The organism is Staphylococcus argenteus (genome assembly GCF_000236925.1).
GTDB classification, from domain to species: Bacteria; Bacillota; Bacilli; order Staphylococcales; family Staphylococcaceae; genus Staphylococcus; species Staphylococcus argenteus.
In genome coordinates this window covers 1,154,519-1,173,783 of the sequence record NC_016941.1, presented here as the reverse complement: position 1 = coordinate 1,173,783, position 19,265 = coordinate 1,154,519, and the positions used below count along the sequence as shown (strand labels likewise).

Annotated in this window: 16 protein-coding genes; 2 read left to right on the top strand and 14 right to left on the bottom strand. The window is 32.7% G+C overall.

All coding sequences use genetic code 11. The annotated features are described in order from the left end of the window. Positions 1-262 precede the first annotated feature (262 nt). Positions 263-466: a TM2 domain-containing protein gene (locus SAMSHR1132_RS05525; RefSeq protein WP_001198027.1), complete on the top strand. Its 204-nt coding sequence runs from the start codon at positions 263-265 to the stop codon at positions 464-466. Between the two features lie 162 nt (positions 467-628). Here SAMSHR1132_RS05525 and SAMSHR1132_RS05520 read toward each other — a convergent pair whose 3' ends face one another. From SAMSHR1132_RS05520 to gmk, 5 genes are all read right to left on the bottom strand, one after another. After that, on the bottom strand, positions 629-1,588 hold the full coding sequence (locus SAMSHR1132_RS05520; RefSeq protein WP_000721842.1) for a hypothetical protein: 960 nt from the start codon (positions 1,586-1,588) through the stop codon (positions 629-631). Positions 1,589-2,093: 505 nt separating this feature from the next. Continuing rightward, positions 2,094-4,502, bottom strand: coding sequence for a primosomal protein N' (gene priA / locus SAMSHR1132_RS05515; RefSeq protein WP_000560868.1), 2,409 nt, complete (start codon positions 4,500-4,502; stop codon positions 2,094-2,096). Continuing rightward, entirely contained in the window at positions 4,502-5,701 is a 1,200-nt protein-coding gene (gene coaBC / locus SAMSHR1132_RS05510; protein WP_000722159.1) for a bifunctional phosphopantothenoylcysteine decarboxylase/phosphopantothenate--cysteine ligase CoaBC, read from the bottom strand. Before coaBC ends, priA begins: the two co-directional genes overlap by 1 nt. A 213-nt stretch (positions 5,702-5,914) precedes the next feature. After that, complete coding sequence (rpoZ, locus tag SAMSHR1132_RS05505) at positions 5,915-6,133, bottom strand: DNA-directed RNA polymerase subunit omega (protein ID WP_000933955.1); 219 nt, start codon at positions 6,131-6,133, stop codon at positions 5,915-5,917. Further along, a complete protein-coding gene (gmk, locus tag SAMSHR1132_RS05500; RefSeq protein ID WP_000368229.1) occupies positions 6,133-6,756 on the bottom strand; it encodes a guanylate kinase in 624 nt (207 codons plus the stop codon). The genes rpoZ and gmk overlap by 1 nt, the downstream gene beginning before the upstream one ends. Before the next feature lie 273 nt (positions 6,757-7,029). Between gmk and SAMSHR1132_RS05495 the strand changes: the two genes are divergently transcribed. Then, entirely contained in the window at positions 7,030-8,724 is a 1,695-nt protein-coding gene (locus SAMSHR1132_RS05495; protein ID WP_000312758.1) for an Rqc2 family fibronectin-binding protein, read from the top strand. 210 nt (positions 8,725-8,934) lie between these two features. Here SAMSHR1132_RS05495 and SAMSHR1132_RS05490 read toward each other — a convergent pair whose 3' ends face one another. The 9 genes from SAMSHR1132_RS05490 to SAMSHR1132_RS05450 all read right to left on the bottom strand — a co-directional run bounded on the left by SAMSHR1132_RS05490 (position 8,935) and on the right by SAMSHR1132_RS05450 (position 19,190). Next, positions 8,935-9,336 carry a VOC family protein gene (locus tag SAMSHR1132_RS05490; protein WP_001025051.1) on the bottom strand — a complete coding sequence of 134 codons (402 nt, stop codon included), beginning with the start codon at positions 9,334-9,336 and terminating at the stop codon, positions 8,935-8,937. A gap of 430 nt (positions 9,337-9,766) precedes the next feature. Further along, positions 9,767-9,973, bottom strand: coding sequence for a hypothetical protein (locus SAMSHR1132_RS05485; RefSeq protein ID WP_000999452.1), 207 nt, complete (start codon positions 9,971-9,973; stop codon positions 9,767-9,769). A 29-nt stretch (positions 9,974-10,002) separates the two neighbouring features. Continuing rightward, on the bottom strand, positions 10,003-10,614 hold the full coding sequence (gene pyrE / locus SAMSHR1132_RS05480; RefSeq protein ID WP_001040243.1) for an orotate phosphoribosyltransferase: 612 nt from the start codon (positions 10,612-10,614) through the stop codon (positions 10,003-10,005). Then, positions 10,614-11,306 carry an orotidine-5'-phosphate decarboxylase gene (gene pyrF, locus SAMSHR1132_RS05475; protein ID WP_000654057.1) on the bottom strand — a complete coding sequence of 231 codons (693 nt, stop codon included), beginning with the start codon at positions 11,304-11,306 and terminating at the stop codon, positions 10,614-10,616. Before pyrF ends, pyrE begins: the two co-directional genes overlap by 1 nt. Before the next feature lie 109 nt (positions 11,307-11,415). Beyond that, positions 11,416-14,589: a carbamoyl-phosphate synthase large subunit gene (gene carB / locus SAMSHR1132_RS05470; protein ID WP_001126246.1), complete on the bottom strand. Its 3,174-nt coding sequence runs from the start codon at positions 14,587-14,589 to the stop codon at positions 11,416-11,418. Beyond that, positions 14,582-15,682: a carbamoyl phosphate synthase small subunit gene (locus SAMSHR1132_RS05465; RefSeq protein WP_001190919.1), complete on the bottom strand. Its 1,101-nt coding sequence runs from the start codon at positions 15,680-15,682 to the stop codon at positions 14,582-14,584. Before SAMSHR1132_RS05465 ends, carB begins: the two co-directional genes overlap by 8 nt. Before the next feature lies 1 nt (position 15,683). Continuing rightward, positions 15,684-16,958 (bottom strand): dihydroorotase, encoded by a 1,275-nt coding sequence (locus tag SAMSHR1132_RS05460; protein WP_000767036.1) that lies wholly within the window; start codon positions 16,956-16,958, stop codon positions 15,684-15,686. 13 nt (positions 16,959-16,971) lie between these two features. Further along, positions 16,972-17,856: an aspartate carbamoyltransferase catalytic subunit gene (locus tag SAMSHR1132_RS05455; RefSeq protein WP_001016174.1), complete on the bottom strand. Its 885-nt coding sequence runs from the start codon at positions 17,854-17,856 to the stop codon at positions 16,972-16,974. Between the two features lie 26 nt (positions 17,857-17,882). Continuing rightward, on the bottom strand, positions 17,883-19,190 hold the full coding sequence (locus SAMSHR1132_RS05450) for a uracil-xanthine permease family protein (protein WP_001178700.1): 1,308 nt from the start codon (positions 19,188-19,190) through the stop codon (positions 17,883-17,885). Positions 19,191-19,265 lie beyond the last annotated feature (75 nt).

Here is a 19,265-nt window from a genome sequence, read left to right as displayed (position 1 = left end):
ACGTAAATATTTTAAAAATGCGACCTTACATTATTGTACGAATATTTTCGATATTAAAATTGTTATACGATTAAATATGACTTTGACGCACTGAAAATATCGAAATATATATGACGTGTTTAGACCTAATTTTTATGAGAGAAATCTAATTTCTAAAATCAATTTGTTAAGGAATCTTCAAACTAGAATGTTCAAACTAAAAGCGGGTATAATAAAAGTGGAATTATATGTAATTAAAAGCAACTCTAATGGAGGGAAAGAAATGCAAGTAAATAAAGTCATTTATATTTTGTTAGCACTGTTCTTAGGTAGTTTTGGTGTTCATAAGTTTTATGCCGGCAAAAACATGCAAGGCTTCCTACACTTAATATTCTTTTGGACAGTCATCCCGCATATACTAGCAATTATTAGTGCAGTGATTACTGTTTTCAAACCTGCTGATGAACATGGTAATGTCACATTATAAATTAGCGAAAATAAATCCCGATAACAATCTTTTATTAATTGCGAATCATTGAGTTATAGATCTTACGAACTCTATATGATAAGCAGTAATGCTGATTGTTTATCGGGATTATTGTTTAAATTTTTTATTATATTACACTATTTATTTTCAACAAAGTAAAGACTATTTTAAAGAATCATCTGACGAAGTTTCATAGTTTGATTCGTACTCTTTAATATATTTACTTAGAACAACAAAATGTGCGTTACCAAAATCACTAGATGCATTTAAGAAATCCATACCTACTAAATTTAAAACTTTTGGATCTGGATTAGACTTGTCTTCATAATTTTTTGGAGAAAAAGTAAAATATGCCAATGTCGGCATCACTTCATCTTTAGGATTCTTTGATCCATGCGCCATAAATGAAACGCTTGTTAAAGGTACTCCGAAAGATTTGATTTGAGCTACGCTATATGGAACTGGTTTTGGATGATCAAGTTTAGTTAGTTGACTTAATTTTTTCAACTTAGAATAATCGTCATATTTAATTGCATCATCTTTATGAATTACATAAGATCCTGGTTCGACTGATGCATAAACTAACTTTCCATCTTTATATTTAGTCATAATTTCTGCGTAAAAAACAGGTGTGTTTGAATTACCGATTTTCTTTCCATCCGGATCTACATACCAATAATCAACTTGTTTTACATCATCATGCGTTTCAATCACTTTCCTTTTTACACCTTTTTTATCTTTAAAAAATGCATCAACATCTTTTATAGACGATCCTTTTGAATCTTTTGTAAATCTATAATCTGCAAGTTCCACTTTACCCATTAATTCTTTGTAATCTTTCCATCCTTGAATCCCTTTACTATTCGTAAACGACTTTTCTGTCATTAATGGATCCAACTTATCAAGAGATGGTGCGTCTTTAATTCCTTTCATTTTTTTCTCTATTTCTTCAAATTTCTCTAAATCAGGATCTTTCTCTTCTTCCGATTCTTTTTCTTTTTTTACAGTTTCTTGTTTTGATTCTTCTGATTTTTTTGACGATGATTTATGAAATCCACCAAATGAACAACCTGCTACAACTAAAAGCATAACTAAAAGTAAACATCCCAGTATCTTTTTCATAAACTTTCTCCTCTTGTGTTTTTTGTTTGAATCAACTAAGCATACATAAATTTAAAAAACTTATTTATATTGTTATTTTACATTAACTATCTATATTTTTAAATACTTTAATTGATAATTTAGAAAAAATGTTTTGTATCATTATTTAAATATCTAAAACATCAGTATATGAAAAACAGTTTATAACCATTAATTAGCATGTATAAAATTTGTGCTATTAAAATTTGCTAATTAAAAATATTTTGTTCAATTATTACCATTACAATTCATTAATACTTATGTGGTTAAACAATAACTAGAATTCGTTAGACAAAGTAAAAAATCGAACTTATGAATAAGCGAAATCTTTTCATAAGTTCGATTTGAAAATAAAATTGTCTATTAAAGAATAATTAAAGACTGAATATTAACTATCACTAATCATCACTTTATCTAGCCTTAATGTAAAAATGAGATTTTTCATTATCTTTTAACACACTGTACTGACAGTATTGTCTACCAAAAGTTACATCATCATCTGAGGATTAATATCTATCTTCAATGCTAATTTTTCTTTTATAAATTTTTCATGATAATAATCATCTAAAAACTGAATGGCTTGTAATAAACCTGGTTCACTCTTATATTTCACTAAAATTTGGAAGCGGAATTCATTGTTAATTCTCGCAAGTGCTGCTGGTGATGGCCCTAGTACAAGTGCTTTTTCAGTTAAATGTTGTAGCAATATTTTATGAACATGCTGCGATGCTTCCATAACTTTTTTCATTTCCTTATGTGAAATCGTAAAATTAATTAAATAATAGTATGGTGGATATTTGCCTAATTTACGATATTCCATTTCTTGGCGATAAAAAGTTAAATAGTCATTTTTTTGAACATCTAAAATCGAATAATGCTCCGGATTATATGTTTGAATGATTACTTGACCTGCCTTTTCATGACGACCAGCTCTACCAGCTACTTGTGTTAATAATTGATATGTACGTTCACTTGCTCTAAAATCAGGCAAATTTAACATAGTATCTGCATTTAATACACCAACTAAAGTAATATTCGGATAGTCTAACCCTTTAGCAATCATTTGAGTACCAAGTAAAATGTCACCATTACCTTTTTCAAACTCTGTTAGTAATTTTTCATGAGCACCTTTTTTAGAAGTTGTATCTACATCCATTCTAATAATACGAGCGCCTTCAAATTCTTGTTGCAACAGTTCTTCAACTTTTTGAGTACCAGTACCAACTTGACGAATGTGCTCACTTTCACAGTTCGGACATTGATTAGGAGGCGTCTCTTGGTAACCACAATAGTGACATTTTAATAAATCAGTCGTCTTATGATACGTTAAGGAAATATCACAATTAGGGCATTGTGGCACATAACCACAATCTCGACAAAGCATAAATGATGCATAACCACGTCTATTTAAAAATAAGACAACTTGTTCCTGGCGATCTAATCTTAATTGTATTGCTTCGCGTAAATCTTTAGAAAACATAGAACGATTACCTTCACTCAATTCAGTACGCATATCCACAATGTCAATATCAGGCAATGCCTGTTGGTTAACTCTATTTGGTAATGATAATAACTGATAAACACCTTTTTCGGCTCTTGCATAACTTTCAAGACATGGCGTTGCACTACCTAGTATAACGGGACAATGATGATACTCACTTCGCCACTGTGCAATTTCTCTCGCATGGTATCTAGGATAATCTTCTTGCTTATAAGTAGACTCATGCTCTTCATCAATAATAATTAAACCCAAATTTTTAAACGGCGCAAATACACTAGACCTTGCACCAACACTTACTTGCGCCCGACCATCTCTAATTTTTTGCCACTCATCATAACGTTCACCATTAGATAAACCAGAATGTAATACTGCAACGTCATCACCAAATCGACGTTTAAATCTTAAAACCATTTGCGGTGTTAGCGCAATTTCAGGAACCAACATCATTGCCTGTTTACCTTGATTCAACACATCTTCTATCGTTTGTAAATATACTTCTGTTTTACCTGATCCAGTAACGCCATGAAGCAAGAATGTTGCTTGTTCTTGATTTATTATTTTTTCATTAATTGCAGCATACGCTCGCTGTTGGTCTGTCGTAAGCTGTCTCTTTGATTCTTGCTCAAAAACACGATCTTTAAATGGATCTCTTTCAACGATAGCGTCATACTTTTCCACATATCCTTTTTTAACCAATCCATCTAAACTAGACTTTGAAAAGCCCATATCTTCAATGTCTGATAAAAATATAGTTTTATGTTGTTCTTCAGACAAAAACGCATACAAATCGTATTGTTTAATAATTTTCTCCAGCTTAGCTAATACTTCATCAGGATTAAATCCATCAATGATTCGAACTGCCCGCTTCGTTTTTTTAGTAACATTTTGAGAAAGAATCGTTTTCTCTTCAATGATTCCAGCTTGTAATAGCGACATAAGTGATGCTATATCATTATTTTTTTGTGCATCTTTGTAATAATAGAAACCATTTTTATCAAATCGTTTTAAAATGTCTGCCGTTACCTCTGTATCATCTTTAAGCATAAATGCCTTTTTATATTTAGCTTTAATCGCGCTCGGCAACATAACTTCTAACATTGAAATTCGTTTTATAACATGCGTCGCGCTCATCCATTCACTTAATGCAATTAATTCTGGTGTTAGCTCTGGCTTAATATCTTTCACTTCAATAATACTTTTCAATTTTGACATATCAAGTTGTGAGTCAGGTTGTGTAGTAACTTCCATTACATAGCCTTGAATTGTTCTAGGTCCAAATGGAACAACAACTCGGATACCTGGCTGTATCACAGATACTAATCGTTCTGGAATTAAATAATCAAATTTATAGTCAACGCTCTTCGACGCTACATCGACAATGACTTTCGCTATCATTATTGCCACCTAGTTTCTAATTCATCTAAAATTTGAGCGGCTAATGCCACTTTTTTCCCTTTCTTAATATTTACTTTTTCTGTATTTTTAAAATGCATTGTTAATTCGTTATCATCAGAATTAAATCCAATAGACATATCACCAACGTTATTTGAAATAATTACGTCTGCATTTTTCTTACGCAACTTTTGTTCTGCATAATTTTCAATATCTTCTGTCTCTGCTGCAAAACCTACTAAGTATTGTGTCGTTTTATGTTCACCTAAATATTTTAAAATGTCTTTTGTACGCTTAAATGAAACTGACAAATCGCCATCTTGTTTTTTCATTTTATGTTCAAGTACATCAACTGGCGTATAGTCAGAAACGGCTGCTGCTTTTATAACTATATCTTGCAATTTAAATCGTGATGTGACTTCTTCAAACATTTCTTCAGCACTCTGTACATGAATCACTTCGATATTTTCAGGATCTTCTAAATTTGTTGGTCCAGAAACTAACGTAACAATTGCGCCACGATCTCGCAATGCTTCAGCAATTGCATATCCCATCTTTCCTGATGAGCGATTGGATACAAATCTAACAGGATCTATAACTTCCACTGTCGGTCCAGCAGTAACTAAGGCATGTTTTCCGTTAAATGAACTATCAGCTAAACGAGAGTCGTTTTGAAAATAATCATTTAATACTGAAACAATTTGAAGTGGTTCTTCCATGCGCCCTTTAGCAACATATCCACAAGCTAAAAATCCGCTACCAGGTTCAATGAAATGATAGCCATCTTCTTTTAAAACATTAATATTACGCTGTGTACGTTTATTTTCATACATATGCACATTCATCGCAGGCGCAATAAATTTAGCTGTTTCTGTTGCTAATAATGTTGATGTCACTACATCATCAGCTATTCCTACACTCAACTTTGCAATTATATTTGCCGTTGCTGGTGCAACAACAATTGCATCTGCCCAATCTCCTAATGCAATATGCTGTATTTCTTCAGGGTTTTCCTCAATAAATGTATCTGTATAAACTGCATTACGACTAATTGCTTGAAATGCTAATGGTGTAACAAATTTTTGAGCATGCTCTGTTAACATAACGCGCACATCGTATCCTGATTGCGTTAACTTACTTGTTAAATCAATCGCCTTATATGCAGCGATACCACCTGTTACGGCTAACAAAATTTTTTTCATATTCATTCTCCCTTAAATATCACTAGCTTTTTAGTACAAGTTGTCATTAATAATATAAATATGACTTTTGCCATCTCAAAATCACAAATTTAGTTTAATTATAACATCAATCTTTGAATAAACTAAAAAAACACACCTCCTCAGGTGCGTTTAATTATTATGTCTGATGCCGTATTTAATATGACAAATTCAATATCATTAATTTAATTGGTATTACTCTTTACCGTAATAATCACTTGAAATTATCGGACGAATTTTACCGTCTGCAATTTCTTCTAACGCTCTACCAACTGGTTTGTATGAGTGATATTCACTTAATAATTCCGTTTCAGGATGTTCATCAATTTCACGAGCTCTTTTAGCTGCTGTTGTTGCAATTAAATATTTTGATTTAATTTGTGCTGTTAATTGGTTTAATGGTGGATTTAACATTATTTTTTTGCCTCCAAAATCATTTTTCGATACTTAGCTTCTACGCGCTCTCTTTTTAAGTGCTCAGCTTCTACAATACATTGAATTCTATTTTTTGCAAGTTCAACTTCATCATTAACTACTACGTAATCATATAAGTTCATCATTTCAACTTCTTTACGTGCTTCGTTAATGCGACTTTGAATTTTTTCGTCAGATTCTGTGCCTCTTCCTACTAATCGCTCTCTCAAGTGATCTAAACTTGGAGGTGCTAAGAATATAAATAACGCATCAGGAAATTTCTTTCTAACTTGCTTTGCACCCTCTACTTCAATTTCTAAAAATACATCATGTCCTTCGTCCATAGTATCTTTAACATATTGAACTGGTGTACCATAATAGTTGCCAACATACTCGGCATATTCTATAAATTGATCATCTTTAATTAAAGCTTCAAACGCATCCCTTGTTTTAAAAAAGTAATCTACGCCATCAACTTCGCCTTCGCGCATTTGGCGTGTTGTCATTGAAATAGAATACTTATATGATGTAGTTGGATCTTCAAATATTCGTTTTCTAACAGTACCTTTACCGACTCCAGATGGCCCTGATAAAACGATTAACAATCCTTTTTCATTATCCATGCCTTACGACCTCTCTAAGCTAATCTTCTATTATTTAAATATGATATCACATTGTTCTTTATATTGTATAGCATATTTGAAGTTGCATGCCATAATTTCTCATAGGTCTAACAATATCGTTATATTGCATGATAATTTTTCAAAACATAAATTGAATTGCAACCATTTTGGTCTTTTAAAATGAAAATCTCATAATAAACGTAATAATTATGCTGAAAAGTTATAGACATGTTAAAATGAAACGAATGATATGAAGAAGGTGGAAGATATATTATGGCTTATGACGGCTTATTTACAAAGAAGATGGTAGAATCTTTACAATTTTTAACAACAGGACGTATCCACAAAATCAACCAGCCAGAAAATGATACTATTCTTATGGTTGTACGTCAAAATAGACAAAACCATCAATTATTGTTGTCAATTCATCCTAACTTTTCAAGGTTACAATTGACTACAAAGAAATATGATAATCCATTTAATCCGCCTATGTTTGCACGTGTATTTAGAAAACATTTAGAAGGTGGCATCATTGAGTCTATCAAACAAATTGGTAATGATCGCCGCGTCGAAATTGATATTAAAAGTAAGGATGAAATCGGTGATACAATCCATCGAACCGTTATTCTTGAGATTATGGGTAAACATAGTAATTTAATTTTAGTGGATGATAATCGTAAAATCATAGAAGGATTTAAACACTTAACACCGAATACGAATCAATATCGAACTGTAATGCCTGGATTTAATTATGAAGCACCACCAACACAACATAAAATAAATCCATATGAAGTAACCGGTGCGGACGTTTTAAAATATATAGATTTTAATTCGGGTAACATTGCAAAACAATTACTAAATCAATTCGAAGGTTTTAGCCCCTTAATCACAAATGAAATCGTTAGTCGACGTCAGTTTATGACATCAACTTCATTACCGGAAGCATTTGACGAAGTGATGGCTGAAACTAAATTACCACCTACACCTGTTTTTCATAAAAATCATGAAACTGGAAAAGAAGATTTTTATTTTATGAAGTTAAAACAATTTCATGATGATATGGTCACTTATGATTCATTGAATGATTTACTCGATCGATTTTATGATGCACGTGGTGAACGTGAACGAGTAAAACAAAGAGCAAACGATTTAGTGCGATTCGTTCTGCAACAATTACACAAATACCAAAATAAATTGGCAAAGTTGATTGAAGAATATGAACAAGCTAAAAATAAAGATACAGAGCAGTTGTATGGTGAGTTAATTACAGCCAACATTTACCGAATTAAACAAGGTGATAAAGAACTTAAAGCACTAAATTATTACACAAATGATGAAGTATTAATACCTTTAAATCCAACGAAATCACCTTCTGCAAACGCGCAGTATTACTATAAGCAATATAATCGCATGAAAACGAGAGAACATGAATTAGAACATCAAATTCAATTAACGAAAGATAATATTGAATACTTTTTAACGATTGAACAGCAATTGCAACATATTTCTGTTCAAGATATCGATGAAATAAGAGATGAATTATCTGAACAAGGTTTTATGAAACAGCGTAAAAATCAAAATAAAAAGAAAAAAGAGCAGATTCAATTGCAACATTATATTTCAACAGACGGTGATGATATTTTTGTCGGTAAAAATAATAAACAAAATGATTATTTAACTAATAAAAAAGCTAAAAAAACTTACACATGGTTGCATACAAAAGATATCCCAGGCTCACATGTCGTTATATTTAACGAAGAACCAAGCGAAAATACAATTAAAGAAGCTGCAATGTTAGCAGGATATTTTTCAAAAGCTGGTAACTCTGGACAAATACCTGTTGACTACACATTAATAAAAAATGTGCACAAACCATCTGGTGCAAAGCCAGGTTTTGTAACATATGATAATCAAAAAACATTATATGCAACACCCGATTATGAACATATTCAACGAATGAAACAATAAAACTTATAAATACTATAAGAAACACCTCACAATAAGATGACAACATCTTCTATCATGAGGTGTTTCGTTTTGATTATTTAAATCTAAAAAACTATTTATATTGGTTTTTCCTTAAATAGTTCTTATATTTTGCATCATTTCCTTTTAAATACGAGCATACTTTTAAAATTAAAATTCAAATATAATTGATTCAATATTTCAATAATATTATTATTCCGGTAATGCTAATTGAAAACTAACGCCAAATTTGTCTTGAACCCAAGCAAATTCACGATAAGGTGGCATATTAGTTTTAGGCATTAATATAGCGCCCTCATCTTTTAGGCCATTAAATAGTCTTTCCATTTCTAATGTGTCTTTAACCGTAACGAATAATGAAATCGCAGGATTCATTGGTAATTCTGTACCACTATTCGCGTCAATTGCCATAAACACTTGGCCATTCAAAGTAAATATTGAATGTTGTACCGTTCCTGGATCTCCAGGGCCATCTTCACCATATTTAGCCATCGTAATAATTTCACTGTCCTCAAATAGACTTGTATATAAATTAACGGCTTCTTCAGCTTGATTATTGAACATTAAAAACGTCGTAATTTTTGGTATATTCATGGTTTGCCTCCTTAAGATTCAACTTGCATATATAACTATATTAACATACTCAAAACATTAAAACTGTAATTGAATTTATAAGAAAAGAAGCGGTTTTCTCACTCAATTTTCTTAACAAAATACTACAAATTTTTCGTTTAGACCTACGATTAAAAAAACAATCGAATGCAACTTAAAATCATTGTATTAAATAGATATTAATGTTTTGACTTATTGTCAAATTTGATTACAATTAATATTAAGTTAAAGGAGGGACGTTATGTTACATTATGTGATTCCAGTACTAGTCCTATTACTTGTATTTTTAATTGGTTGGATTTTAATAAAATTGATAATCCGCTAAGTAATAACTATATAACAAAAGCTATAGTGTTTTTATGTTAGAAATCAATTATACTTTCCTAACATTTAACACTATAGCTTTTAATTTTTATATTTGACCTTGTTTACGTAATATATTTTTCACATGTTTAAATAAATCATCATTTTGATTTATTTCAGATGCATTTTTTATATGCTCGCTCGAAGTGTTTTCAGTTTCATGGTCATCAATTTGATTAGAATGATTAGAATCATTAATAAACTCATTACAATGTTTTATTTTTCCATATAAATCATTAGATGTGTTGTCATTCATTTGCTGAATTCCCCCTTCTAATGACTATCTTATGCTAAGTTGTCTCTCCATTCAACTAATGTTTGAATATCTTCTTTAGAAATTTTACCTTCATCTTTAGCAACTTCAATAAGTTCATTGTAATCACTTAATGTATAGAATGGCAGTTCGATATTTTTAAACGTTTCATCAGCTTTTTTCAAACCATAAGTAAAAATAGCTACTACACCTAGCACTTCTGCACCCGCTTGTTTTAACGCTTCAACTGCTGTTACTGAAGAACCACCTGTTGAAATTAAATCTTCAATTACAACTACTTTTTTACCTTCACTTTTAGCACCTTCAATTTGATTCTGTTTGCCATGACTCTTACTTGAAGATCGTACATAATTCATTGGCAGTTTTAACTTTTCAGCAATGAATGCTGCATGAGGAATTCCTGCAGTAGCTGTACCTGAAACTATTTCAACATCAGGAAAATGTTCCTTAATTAAATTAATTAATCCATCACGAATTGCACCACGAACTAATGGATAACCTAGTGTAATTCGGTTGTCACAATATATTGGTGATTTAATACCTGAACTCCATGTATATAAATCATTTGGTGATAAAGTTACAGCTTCAATATCTAATAATGATTTTGCAATTTCTTTTGCCATTATGCTAACCAACTTTCTTTTATTTTATGATAACTTTCAACAGGATTGTCACTTTGTGTAATAGGTCTACCAACAACGATATGTGTCGAACCTAATTGTCTTGCTTCTTCTGGCGTCGTAATTCGATGTTGATCATCTTGTGATGCTCCTTTAGGTCTAATACCTGGAGTGACTTTCAAAAATGATTCACCTAATTCATCAGTTAACATACGACTTTCGAGTGGTGAACAAACAACACCGTCTAAACCAGCATTTTTGGCTAATGTTGCATAGTTTAAAACCGCTTCTTCAATAGTTGATTGTATATTTTGTTCTTGATGTAACATGTCTTCAGTTGTAGATGTAAGCTGTGTTACCGCAATAATTTTTGTATGTTGATTATTTTTTCTTAATCCCTTTATTGCCTCAGACATCATCTTAGTCCCACCAGCTGCATGTACATTAACTAAATCAACATTTAATTTTGCTAATCCTTCCATAGCTTTTCCAACTGTATTAGGAATGTCATGTAACTTTAAATCTAAAAACACATCATGACCTCGACCTTTAATTTCATTTATTAACTGCGGTCCTTCTTGATAAAAAAGTTCCATACCTACTTTTACAAATAATGCTTCATCAAACAAATCTAAAAATTGATTTACTTTATCTTTTGATTCAAAATCTAATGCAATAATTGGCAAATCTTTCATCTTACATGTCTCCCTTTACATTAAGAAATTCATTTAAAAGATTGAGATTGTAATTATACATTTAAATTACATGATTCATTACAATCCCATCATTTCAGTCATAACATTTTTACATTTGACGCATTGTAAATGTCATACTCTCAATTACATTTGTTAAAGCATTTGCTGTATCAAGTGAAGTTAAACATGGAATACCATTTTCAACTGTTGTACGTCTAATTTGGAATCCATCTCTTTCAACTTCTTTACCTTTAGTCATTGTGTTTATGACGATTTGAACATCACCATTTTGTATACGTGTTAGCAAATCGTTTTCGCCACCGATTTTACCAACAACTTCAACAGGAATGTCATGTTCTGATAATTTCTTAGCAGTTCCAGATGTAGCTAAAATTTTATAGCCAACTTCATTTAAACGATGTGCTAGTTTAACAACTTCTTCTTTATCTTTATCACTTACTGTCATTAAGACTGTGCCGTGATCTTTCACTTCTACACCACTACCTGTTAACCCTTTGAATAACGCCTTTTCTAATGTCGTATCTTTCCCCATAACTTCACCTGTTGATTTCATTTCAGGTCCTAAAGTAATATCAACATTTTTCAATTTATTAAAACTAAATACCGGTGCTTTAACAAATACACCTTCAGCATAAGGTTGTACCCCTTCTTGATAACCCATTGCAGTTAACTTTTCTCCCATTATTGCACGCATTGCTAATTGTGCCATTGGAATATCCGTTATTTTACTTAAAAATGGCACTGTTCTACTTGAACGTGGATTCACTTCTAACACATACACGCCATCATGTGCAATAACGAATTGGATGTTAATCAATCCAATTATATCTAGTCCTTTTGCTAACTTAATCGTATAATCTTCAAGTGTTGCTAACTCTTCTTCAGTTAATGTTTGTGGCGGATATACAGCAATTGAGTCACCACTATGCACACCTGCACGTTCAATATGTTCCATGATACCTGGAATAATGACTGTTTCACCATCACAAATTGCATCGACCTCAATTTCTTTACCAGTTAAGTATCTATCTACCAATACCGGATGCTCTGGACTTGCCTTAACAGCTTGAGTCATATAGTTTTCCAATTCATTATCATTGTCTACAATTTCCATTGCTCGACCACCTAATACATAAGAAGGTCTTACTACAACTGGATAGCCAATTTCCGCTGCGTTAGCTAACGCTTCTTCTGGAGAAATAGCTGTTTTACCTTGAGGTTGCGGAACATTGATTTGTCTTAACAATGCCTCAAATTCTTTTCTATCTTCAGCACGATTTAAGTTTTCAAGTGACGTACCAAGTATTTTCACACCATGCTTCGCTAATTTATCAGCTAAATTAATTGCTGTTTGCCCACCAAATTGAACAACAACACCTTTAGGCTGTTCCAAATTAATGATGTTCATAACATCTTCTTCAGTTAATGGTTCGAAGTATAGTTTGTCAGAAATTGAAAAGTCTGTTGAAACAGTTTCTGGATTGTTATTAACAATAATCGCTTCATAACCGGCTTTTTGAATAGCCCATACTGCATGTACTGTCGCATAGTCAAATTCAACACCTTGACCAATTCTAATTGGTCCAGACCCTAATACTAAGATTTTTTCTTTATCTGTAACAATTGATTCATTTTCAGTTTCATATGTTCCATAATAATACGGTGTTGAAGATTCAAATTCAGCTGCGCATGTATCAACCATTTTATAAACAGGTTTTATATTATTGTCCATACGTAATTGATATACTTCTTCTTCTGTCATATTGAAACGATGTGCGATAGTTTTATCACTAAATCCGTAATCCTTTGCATATTTAAGATATTCCAAATCCCCTTGATGCTCTTTTAATTGATGTTCGATATCGATAATATTTTGGAACTTGTGTAAGAAGAAATAATCTATTTGAGTCATATTATGAATTTCTTCTAACGTTGTACCTCTTCTTATTGCTTCACCAATGAAAAATAGTCGCTCATCATCTTGGTGAGAAATACGTTCTTTAATATAATCTAAGTCAAAACTTTCACCATTCGGTAATCCTAAATGATGTACACCATATTCCAGCGAACGAATTGCTTTTAACAATGATTCTTCATAAGTTCGACCAATTGCCATTACTTCACCAGTTGCTTTCATTTGTGTACCAAGCTCTCGTTCCCCTTTTTCGAATTTATCAAATGGGAATCTTGGGATTTTTGAAATCACATAATCCAAAGTTGGCTCAAATGCCGCATATGATGTACCAGTGATAGGATTTAACATTTCATCTAATGTAAGTCCGACCGCAATTTTAGCTGCTAATTTTGCAATTGGATATCCAGTAGCTTTTGATGCTAAAGCTGACGAACGAGATACACGTGGATTTACTTCAATAATGTAATAATCAAATGAGTGTGGATCCAATGCCAATTGAACGTTACATCCGCCTTCTATTCCTAATGCTCTAATAACTTTCAATGAAACATCTCGTAACATTTGATATTCCACATCTGAAAGAGTTTGACTAGGTGCTACTACAATCGAATCACCTGTATGAATACCTACTGGATCAATATTCTCCATGTTACACACTACGATGGCATTATCATTTTTATCACGCATTACTTCGTATTCTATTTCTTTGAATCCTGCTATTGATTTTTCTAATAAACACTGTGTAGCCGGACTATAATGAAGGCCGTTTGATACGATTTCTTGTAGCTCTTCATCATTATGACAAATACCGCCACCAGTGCCTCCCATAGTAAATGCTGGTCTAACGATTAATGGATATCCAACTTGTTCTTTAAATTTAAATGCTTGCTCTACTGTATTTACAATGTCACTCTCTGGAACTGAAACGTTTAAATCATTCATTAATGTTCTAAACATTTCACGATCTTCTGCCTGTTGAATTGATGTTAATTCAGTACCTAATAATTGCACATTATTATCTTGAAGTACGCCACTTTCATGTAACTGAATTGCCATATTCAATCCAGTTTGACCACCTAATGTCGGTAATAAAGCGTCAGGTTGTTCTTTACGTATTATTCTCGCTATAAAGTCATGCGTTAATGGCTCAATGTATACTTTATCTGCAATTTCTTTGTCTGTCATAATAGTAGCTGGATTTGAGTTCACTAATATGACACGGTATCCTTCTTCTTTTAATGCTAGACAAGCTTGTGTACCTGCATAGTCAAATTCAGCTGCTTGACCTATAATTATTGGTCCAGATCCTATTACTAAAATTGTTTCGATATCGTTACGTTTAGGCATTGATTTGACGCTCCTTTTCCTTAAAATTAGTCATCATTTTAACAAATTCATCAAATAGATAATTTGAATCAGATGGTCCTGGATTTGCTTCAGGATGATATTGTACTGAAAAAGCTGGTAATGTTTTATGTTTTAAACCTTCTACAGTACCATCATTTAATGCAATATGTGTGATTTCTAATTCTGTATTTTTTAATGAATCTTTATCAATTGCATAACCATGGTTTTGACTTGTAATATCTACTTTACCAGTTTCTAAATTTTTAACTGGATGGTTTGCGCCACGGTGACCAAACTTCATTTTAAATGAGCTTGCACCTTGGGATAATGCAAATAGTTGATGTCCAAGGCAGATACCAAAGAATGGAATTTTCCCTAAAATACCTTGAATCATCGGAATGGCGCATTCTACTACTTCAGGGTTACCAGGTCCATTAGATAACATGACACCATCTGGAGCCATTGCTAAAATTTCTTCGGCTGTTGTTGTATAAGGAACTACTGTTACATTACAACCTCTTATATTTAGTTCTCTTACGATATTTTGCTTTTTACCAAAGTCTACAAGCACAACACTTAAATCTTTACCTGTTGAAACATATGGTGTTTTAGTAGATACAATCTCAACTTCATCTTTAGGTAATTCAACTTGTTGTAAGTGTTGAACCAGACTTTCTATCTCTTCTTTTTGATCTGTAAATCCAGCTTTTAAAACACCATGTTGACGAATCTTTCGTGTAATACTTCTTGTGTCTACACCCGCAATACCCGGAATTTGATGCAATTCTAAAACGTCATGAAGTGTCTTTTGTTGTCTAAAATTACTTGGATGTGCACTTGCTTCTTTCACTACTATGCCGTTTAATGTCGGTACTAATGATTCAAAGTCGTCTCGATTAATTCCATAATTCCCAATTAAAGGATACGTAAATGTAATGATTTGACCTGTATATGATGGATCTGAAATTGTTTCTTGATAACCTGTCATTGCCGTATTGAATACAATTTCTCCTACAGTTAAGTTATCAGACCCTAAACGGTAGCCTTCGTAGTATGAACCGTCTTCTAACACTAGATAACGTTTGCTTTGCATATTATTTTTCCCCCTCAAATTTAACTTCACCTTCGACCATTGTTAAAATCGGATTCCCATAAACTTTATATCCGATGAAAGGTGTATTGTCTGCTTTTGACAAGAAGTCCTCACCTTTAATTTCTTGTTCGTTTTCTAAATCAATAATTGTTAAATCAGCATAACCATTTTCTTTTAATGTGCCATAATCTAGATTAAAAGTTTCACATGGCTTAATAGTTAAATAATCAACCAATTGTTGTAATGTCCAATCACCATTTTTTACAAAATGCGTATATAACAATGGGAATGCTGTCTCACTACCAACAATACCGAATGGTGCTTTTTCCATTGGTTGTGCTTTTTCATCTCGTGCATGTGGCGCATGATCTGTTGCGATACAATCAATTGTGCCATCAAGTAAGCCTTCTAATAATGCATCTCTATCTTCAGTACTTCTTAATGGTGGATTCATTTTATAAATCGCATTATTGCCAGGTATATCATCTTCTGTTAACAACAAATGGTGTGGTGTAACTTCAGCTGTAACATGAATTCCAGCTCGTTTAGCATCACGAATGACTCTGACACTTTCTTTTGTAGATACATGACATACATGGTAATGACATCCAGCAGCTTCAGCTAATAATACGTCTCTTGCAATTTGAACGGATTCACAAATGTTTGGAATACCTGGTATACCTAATTCTTTACTACGTTTTCCTTCATGCATAGCACCACCATAGATTAAAGAATTATCTTCACAGTGCGCTACAATTGCTTTATTCACTTTTGCAGCTTCAATCATACCTTCATACATCATGCTCGCAGTTTGAACGCCAACACCATCATCTGTGAAGGCAAACGCACCTTCTTTTACAAGTGCAGGGAAATCAACGAGTTCTTTACCTAATTGGCGTGTTGTAATCGATGCATATGGCAATACACGTACTTGAGCATTGTCTTTAATTAGTTTTTGTAATGCTTCAAAATTTTCAACAGAGTCTGGTACTGGTCTTGTATTTGGCATTGGACAAACTGTTGTAAATCCACCTCTTGCTGCCGCTTTTGTCCCCGTTTCAATTGTTTCTTTATATTCACCACCAGGTTCGCGTAAATGAACATGAACATCAACAAATCCAGGTGATACAAAGTGGCCCTTCGCGTCTATAATGTCAACATCATTGCTTGATTCTATCTCAGTTGCAATTTGTTTAATTACTTTACCATCAATTAAAATATCTGCTTTTACTAATTCGCCATTTTGTAATACTTTACCGTTTTTAATTAATTTCATTATTTTCGTCCCCTTACTTATTTAATAATTCATCAATGACTGCCATTCTTAAGTACACGCCATTTTCCATTTGTTTGAAAATTCTTGATTTTGAAGCTTCAACTAAATCAGTTTGTATCTCTACGCCTCTATTAACTGGAGCTGGATGCATAACAATTGCATGCGCTTGTAATTTGTTATATCGTGCTTCGTTTAAACCATGCTTTTGATGATAATCGTCTGCTGCGAATCTCGCCTCTTCAGCAAGTCCATGTCTTTCATGTTGAATTCTTAGTAGCATAACGATGTCTACTTTTTCAATTACATCGTCAATATTGACATAGGGTGCTTTTAATGAATCATCAATCCACGCATCAGGACTATTAAACATTACGTTTGCTCCTAATGCCTTTAAACTATGATAGTTACTGCGTGCGACGCGTGAATTTTTTATATCTCCACATATCAATACATTTAATCCTTCGAAATAACCGTACTCTTCATAAATTGTCATTAAGTCAAGTAAACTTTGTGTTGGATGTTGTCCACTTCCATCACCAGCATTTGCAATTGGAATATTGATATTCTCTAATTTCTCATAGTAGTTATTAAATGGATGTCTAATAACTAGTAAATCGCAACCAATACTTTCCAATGTTTTACATGTATCATATAAGGATTCTCCTTTAGAAACTGATGACGTAGAAGTTTCAAAACTAATTGTTTTCAATCCTAATTTAAGTTCTGCCATTTCAAAACTACATTTTGTTCGAGTTGAATTTTCAAAGAACAAATTCGCAACATATTTCCCTTCAAAGTTTGGTAATTGACGTTCACCAGATTTAAATTGACTAGCCTTTTGAATAAGTGAGTAGATTTGATCTGTTGATAAATGTTCCATTGATAATAAATGATTCATAAAGCGCCCTCCTTAGTTTGTAAACCTTAATTGTTTTGCTTTTTCTCTTTAGGTAAGATTAAGTTCAAAATAATTCCTGTAAGTGCTGCTAATGCCATTCCTTCGATTTGAAGATTGATACCAATTTCTTTCAAGTTGAATACTAAGTTTCCAATACCTACGACTAAGACTACAGAAGCTATTACTAAGTTACGGTTATTAGCGAAGTCTACCTTACTTTCAACTAGCATTCTTAAACCACTTGCTGCAATAATTCCGAAAAGTAGAATCGACACACCACCCATGACTGGCGTTGGTATTGAAGATATTAGTGCTGTAAATTTACCAATGAATGCCAAGATAATTGCTATTACTGCGGCACCACCGATAACATAAATACTGTAGATTCTTGTAATTGCTAAAACACCGATGTTTTCACCGTATGTTGTACTCGGCGGTCCACCAATGATACTTGCGAACATAGTAGATACACCGTCACCAATAATTGATTTATCAAGGCCTGGCTTTTCAAAAAAGTTTCTACCTACTATTTTATTTAGAACCATCTGATGACCGATATGCTCACTTACCGTTACGAAAACGATTGGAATCATAACTAGTACAAGACCTAAATGGAATGATGGTACATAGTCTTTAAATGGCAGATAAATATGAGGGAAATCTAACCATTTTGCTGACATGACAGCATCAAATTTAACTATCCCCATAAAAATCGCTACCACATATCCGACGATGATACCTACAAGTACTGGTATTAATGATAAGAATCCTTTGAAAAATCCTTGTACTACTATCGTTACTAGTAATGTAACCATTGCAACAACTAAGAAGCTTATGTTATAGCCTTTCATATCACCTGGATTTTCGTACATTGCCATATTTACAGCTGTTGGCGCTAAACTCAAACCAATAACCATAATAACTGGACCAACTACAACTGGTGGTAATAGTTTCATTAACCAAGCTGTTCCACTTAATTTGATTAAAACGCCGATAATTACGTACATAACACCACTCATAAATAATGCCACTAGCATATCACCTAAGCTATGAGTACTTAAGCCTGTGATAATCGGTGTAATAAATGCAAAGCTCGATCCAAGATATGCCGGTATTTGCGCTTTCGTTATTAAGATATAAAGTAATGTACCGATTCCCGAAGCTAATAATGCTGCAGATATTGGTAGTCCTGTTAAGAATGGTACTAGCACCGTTGCACCAAACATTGCAAACAAATGTTGTAAGCTTAAAAATGCCCATTGTGCCGGTTGTGGTTTTTCATTTACATCAAGTACAGGCTTTACTGTTCGTTCAAACATTTCTTCATTTTGCATGATATTCATTTCCTCCGATAATAAAAAATCTCTTTACATCAGTATTATGTAAAGAGACGAAAAGTGTGACAATTT

Bases quoted from the DNA above. Each gene is read 5' to 3' on its own strand.
- SAMSHR1132_RS05525 (WP_001198027.1), top strand. From the start codon at position 263: ATGCAAGTAAATAAAGTCATTTATATTTTGTTAGCACTGTTCTTAGGT.
- SAMSHR1132_RS05520 (WP_000721842.1), bottom strand. From the start codon at position 1,588: ATGAAAAAGATACTGGGATGTTTACTTTTAGTTATGCTTTTAGTTGTA.
- priA (WP_000560868.1), bottom strand. From the start codon at position 4,502: ATGATAGCGAAAGTCATTGTCGATGTAGCGTCGAAGAGCGTTGACTAT.
- coaBC (WP_000722159.1), bottom strand. From the start codon at position 5,701: ATGAAAAAAATTTTGTTAGCCGTAACAGGTGGTATCGCTGCATATAAG.
- rpoZ (WP_000933955.1), bottom strand. From the start codon at position 6,133: ATGTTAAATCCACCATTAAACCAATTAACAGCACAAATTAAATCAAAA.
- gmk (WP_000368229.1), bottom strand. From the start codon at position 6,756: ATGGATAATGAAAAAGGATTGTTAATCGTTTTATCAGGGCCATCTGGA.
- SAMSHR1132_RS05495 (WP_000312758.1), top strand. From the start codon at position 7,030: ATGGCTTATGACGGCTTATTTACAAAGAAGATGGTAGAATCTTTACAA.
- SAMSHR1132_RS05490 (WP_001025051.1), bottom strand. From the start codon at position 9,336: ATGAATATACCAAAAATTACGACGTTTTTAATGTTCAATAATCAAGCT.
- SAMSHR1132_RS05485 (WP_000999452.1), bottom strand. From the start codon at position 9,973: ATGAATGACAACACATCTAATGATTTATATGGAAAAATAAAACATTGT.
- pyrE (WP_001040243.1), bottom strand. From the start codon at position 10,614: ATGGCAAAAGAAATTGCAAAATCATTATTAGATATTGAAGCTGTAACT.
- pyrF (WP_000654057.1), bottom strand. From the start codon at position 11,306: ATGAAAGATTTGCCAATTATTGCATTAGATTTTGAATCAAAAGATAAA.
- carB (WP_001126246.1), bottom strand. From the start codon at position 14,589: ATGCCTAAACGTAACGATATCGAAACAATTTTAGTAATAGGATCTGGA.
- SAMSHR1132_RS05465 (WP_001190919.1), bottom strand. From the start codon at position 15,682: ATGCAAAGCAAACGTTATCTAGTGTTAGAAGACGGTTCATACTACGAA.
- SAMSHR1132_RS05460 (WP_000767036.1), bottom strand. From the start codon at position 16,958: ATGAAATTAATTAAAAACGGTAAAGTATTACAAAATGGCGAATTAGTA.
- SAMSHR1132_RS05455 (WP_001016174.1), bottom strand. From the start codon at position 17,856: ATGAATCATTTATTATCAATGGAACATTTATCAACAGATCAAATCTAC.
- SAMSHR1132_RS05450 (WP_001178700.1), bottom strand. From the start codon at position 19,190: ATGCAAAATGAAGAAATGTTTGAACGAACAGTAAAGCCTGTACTTGAT.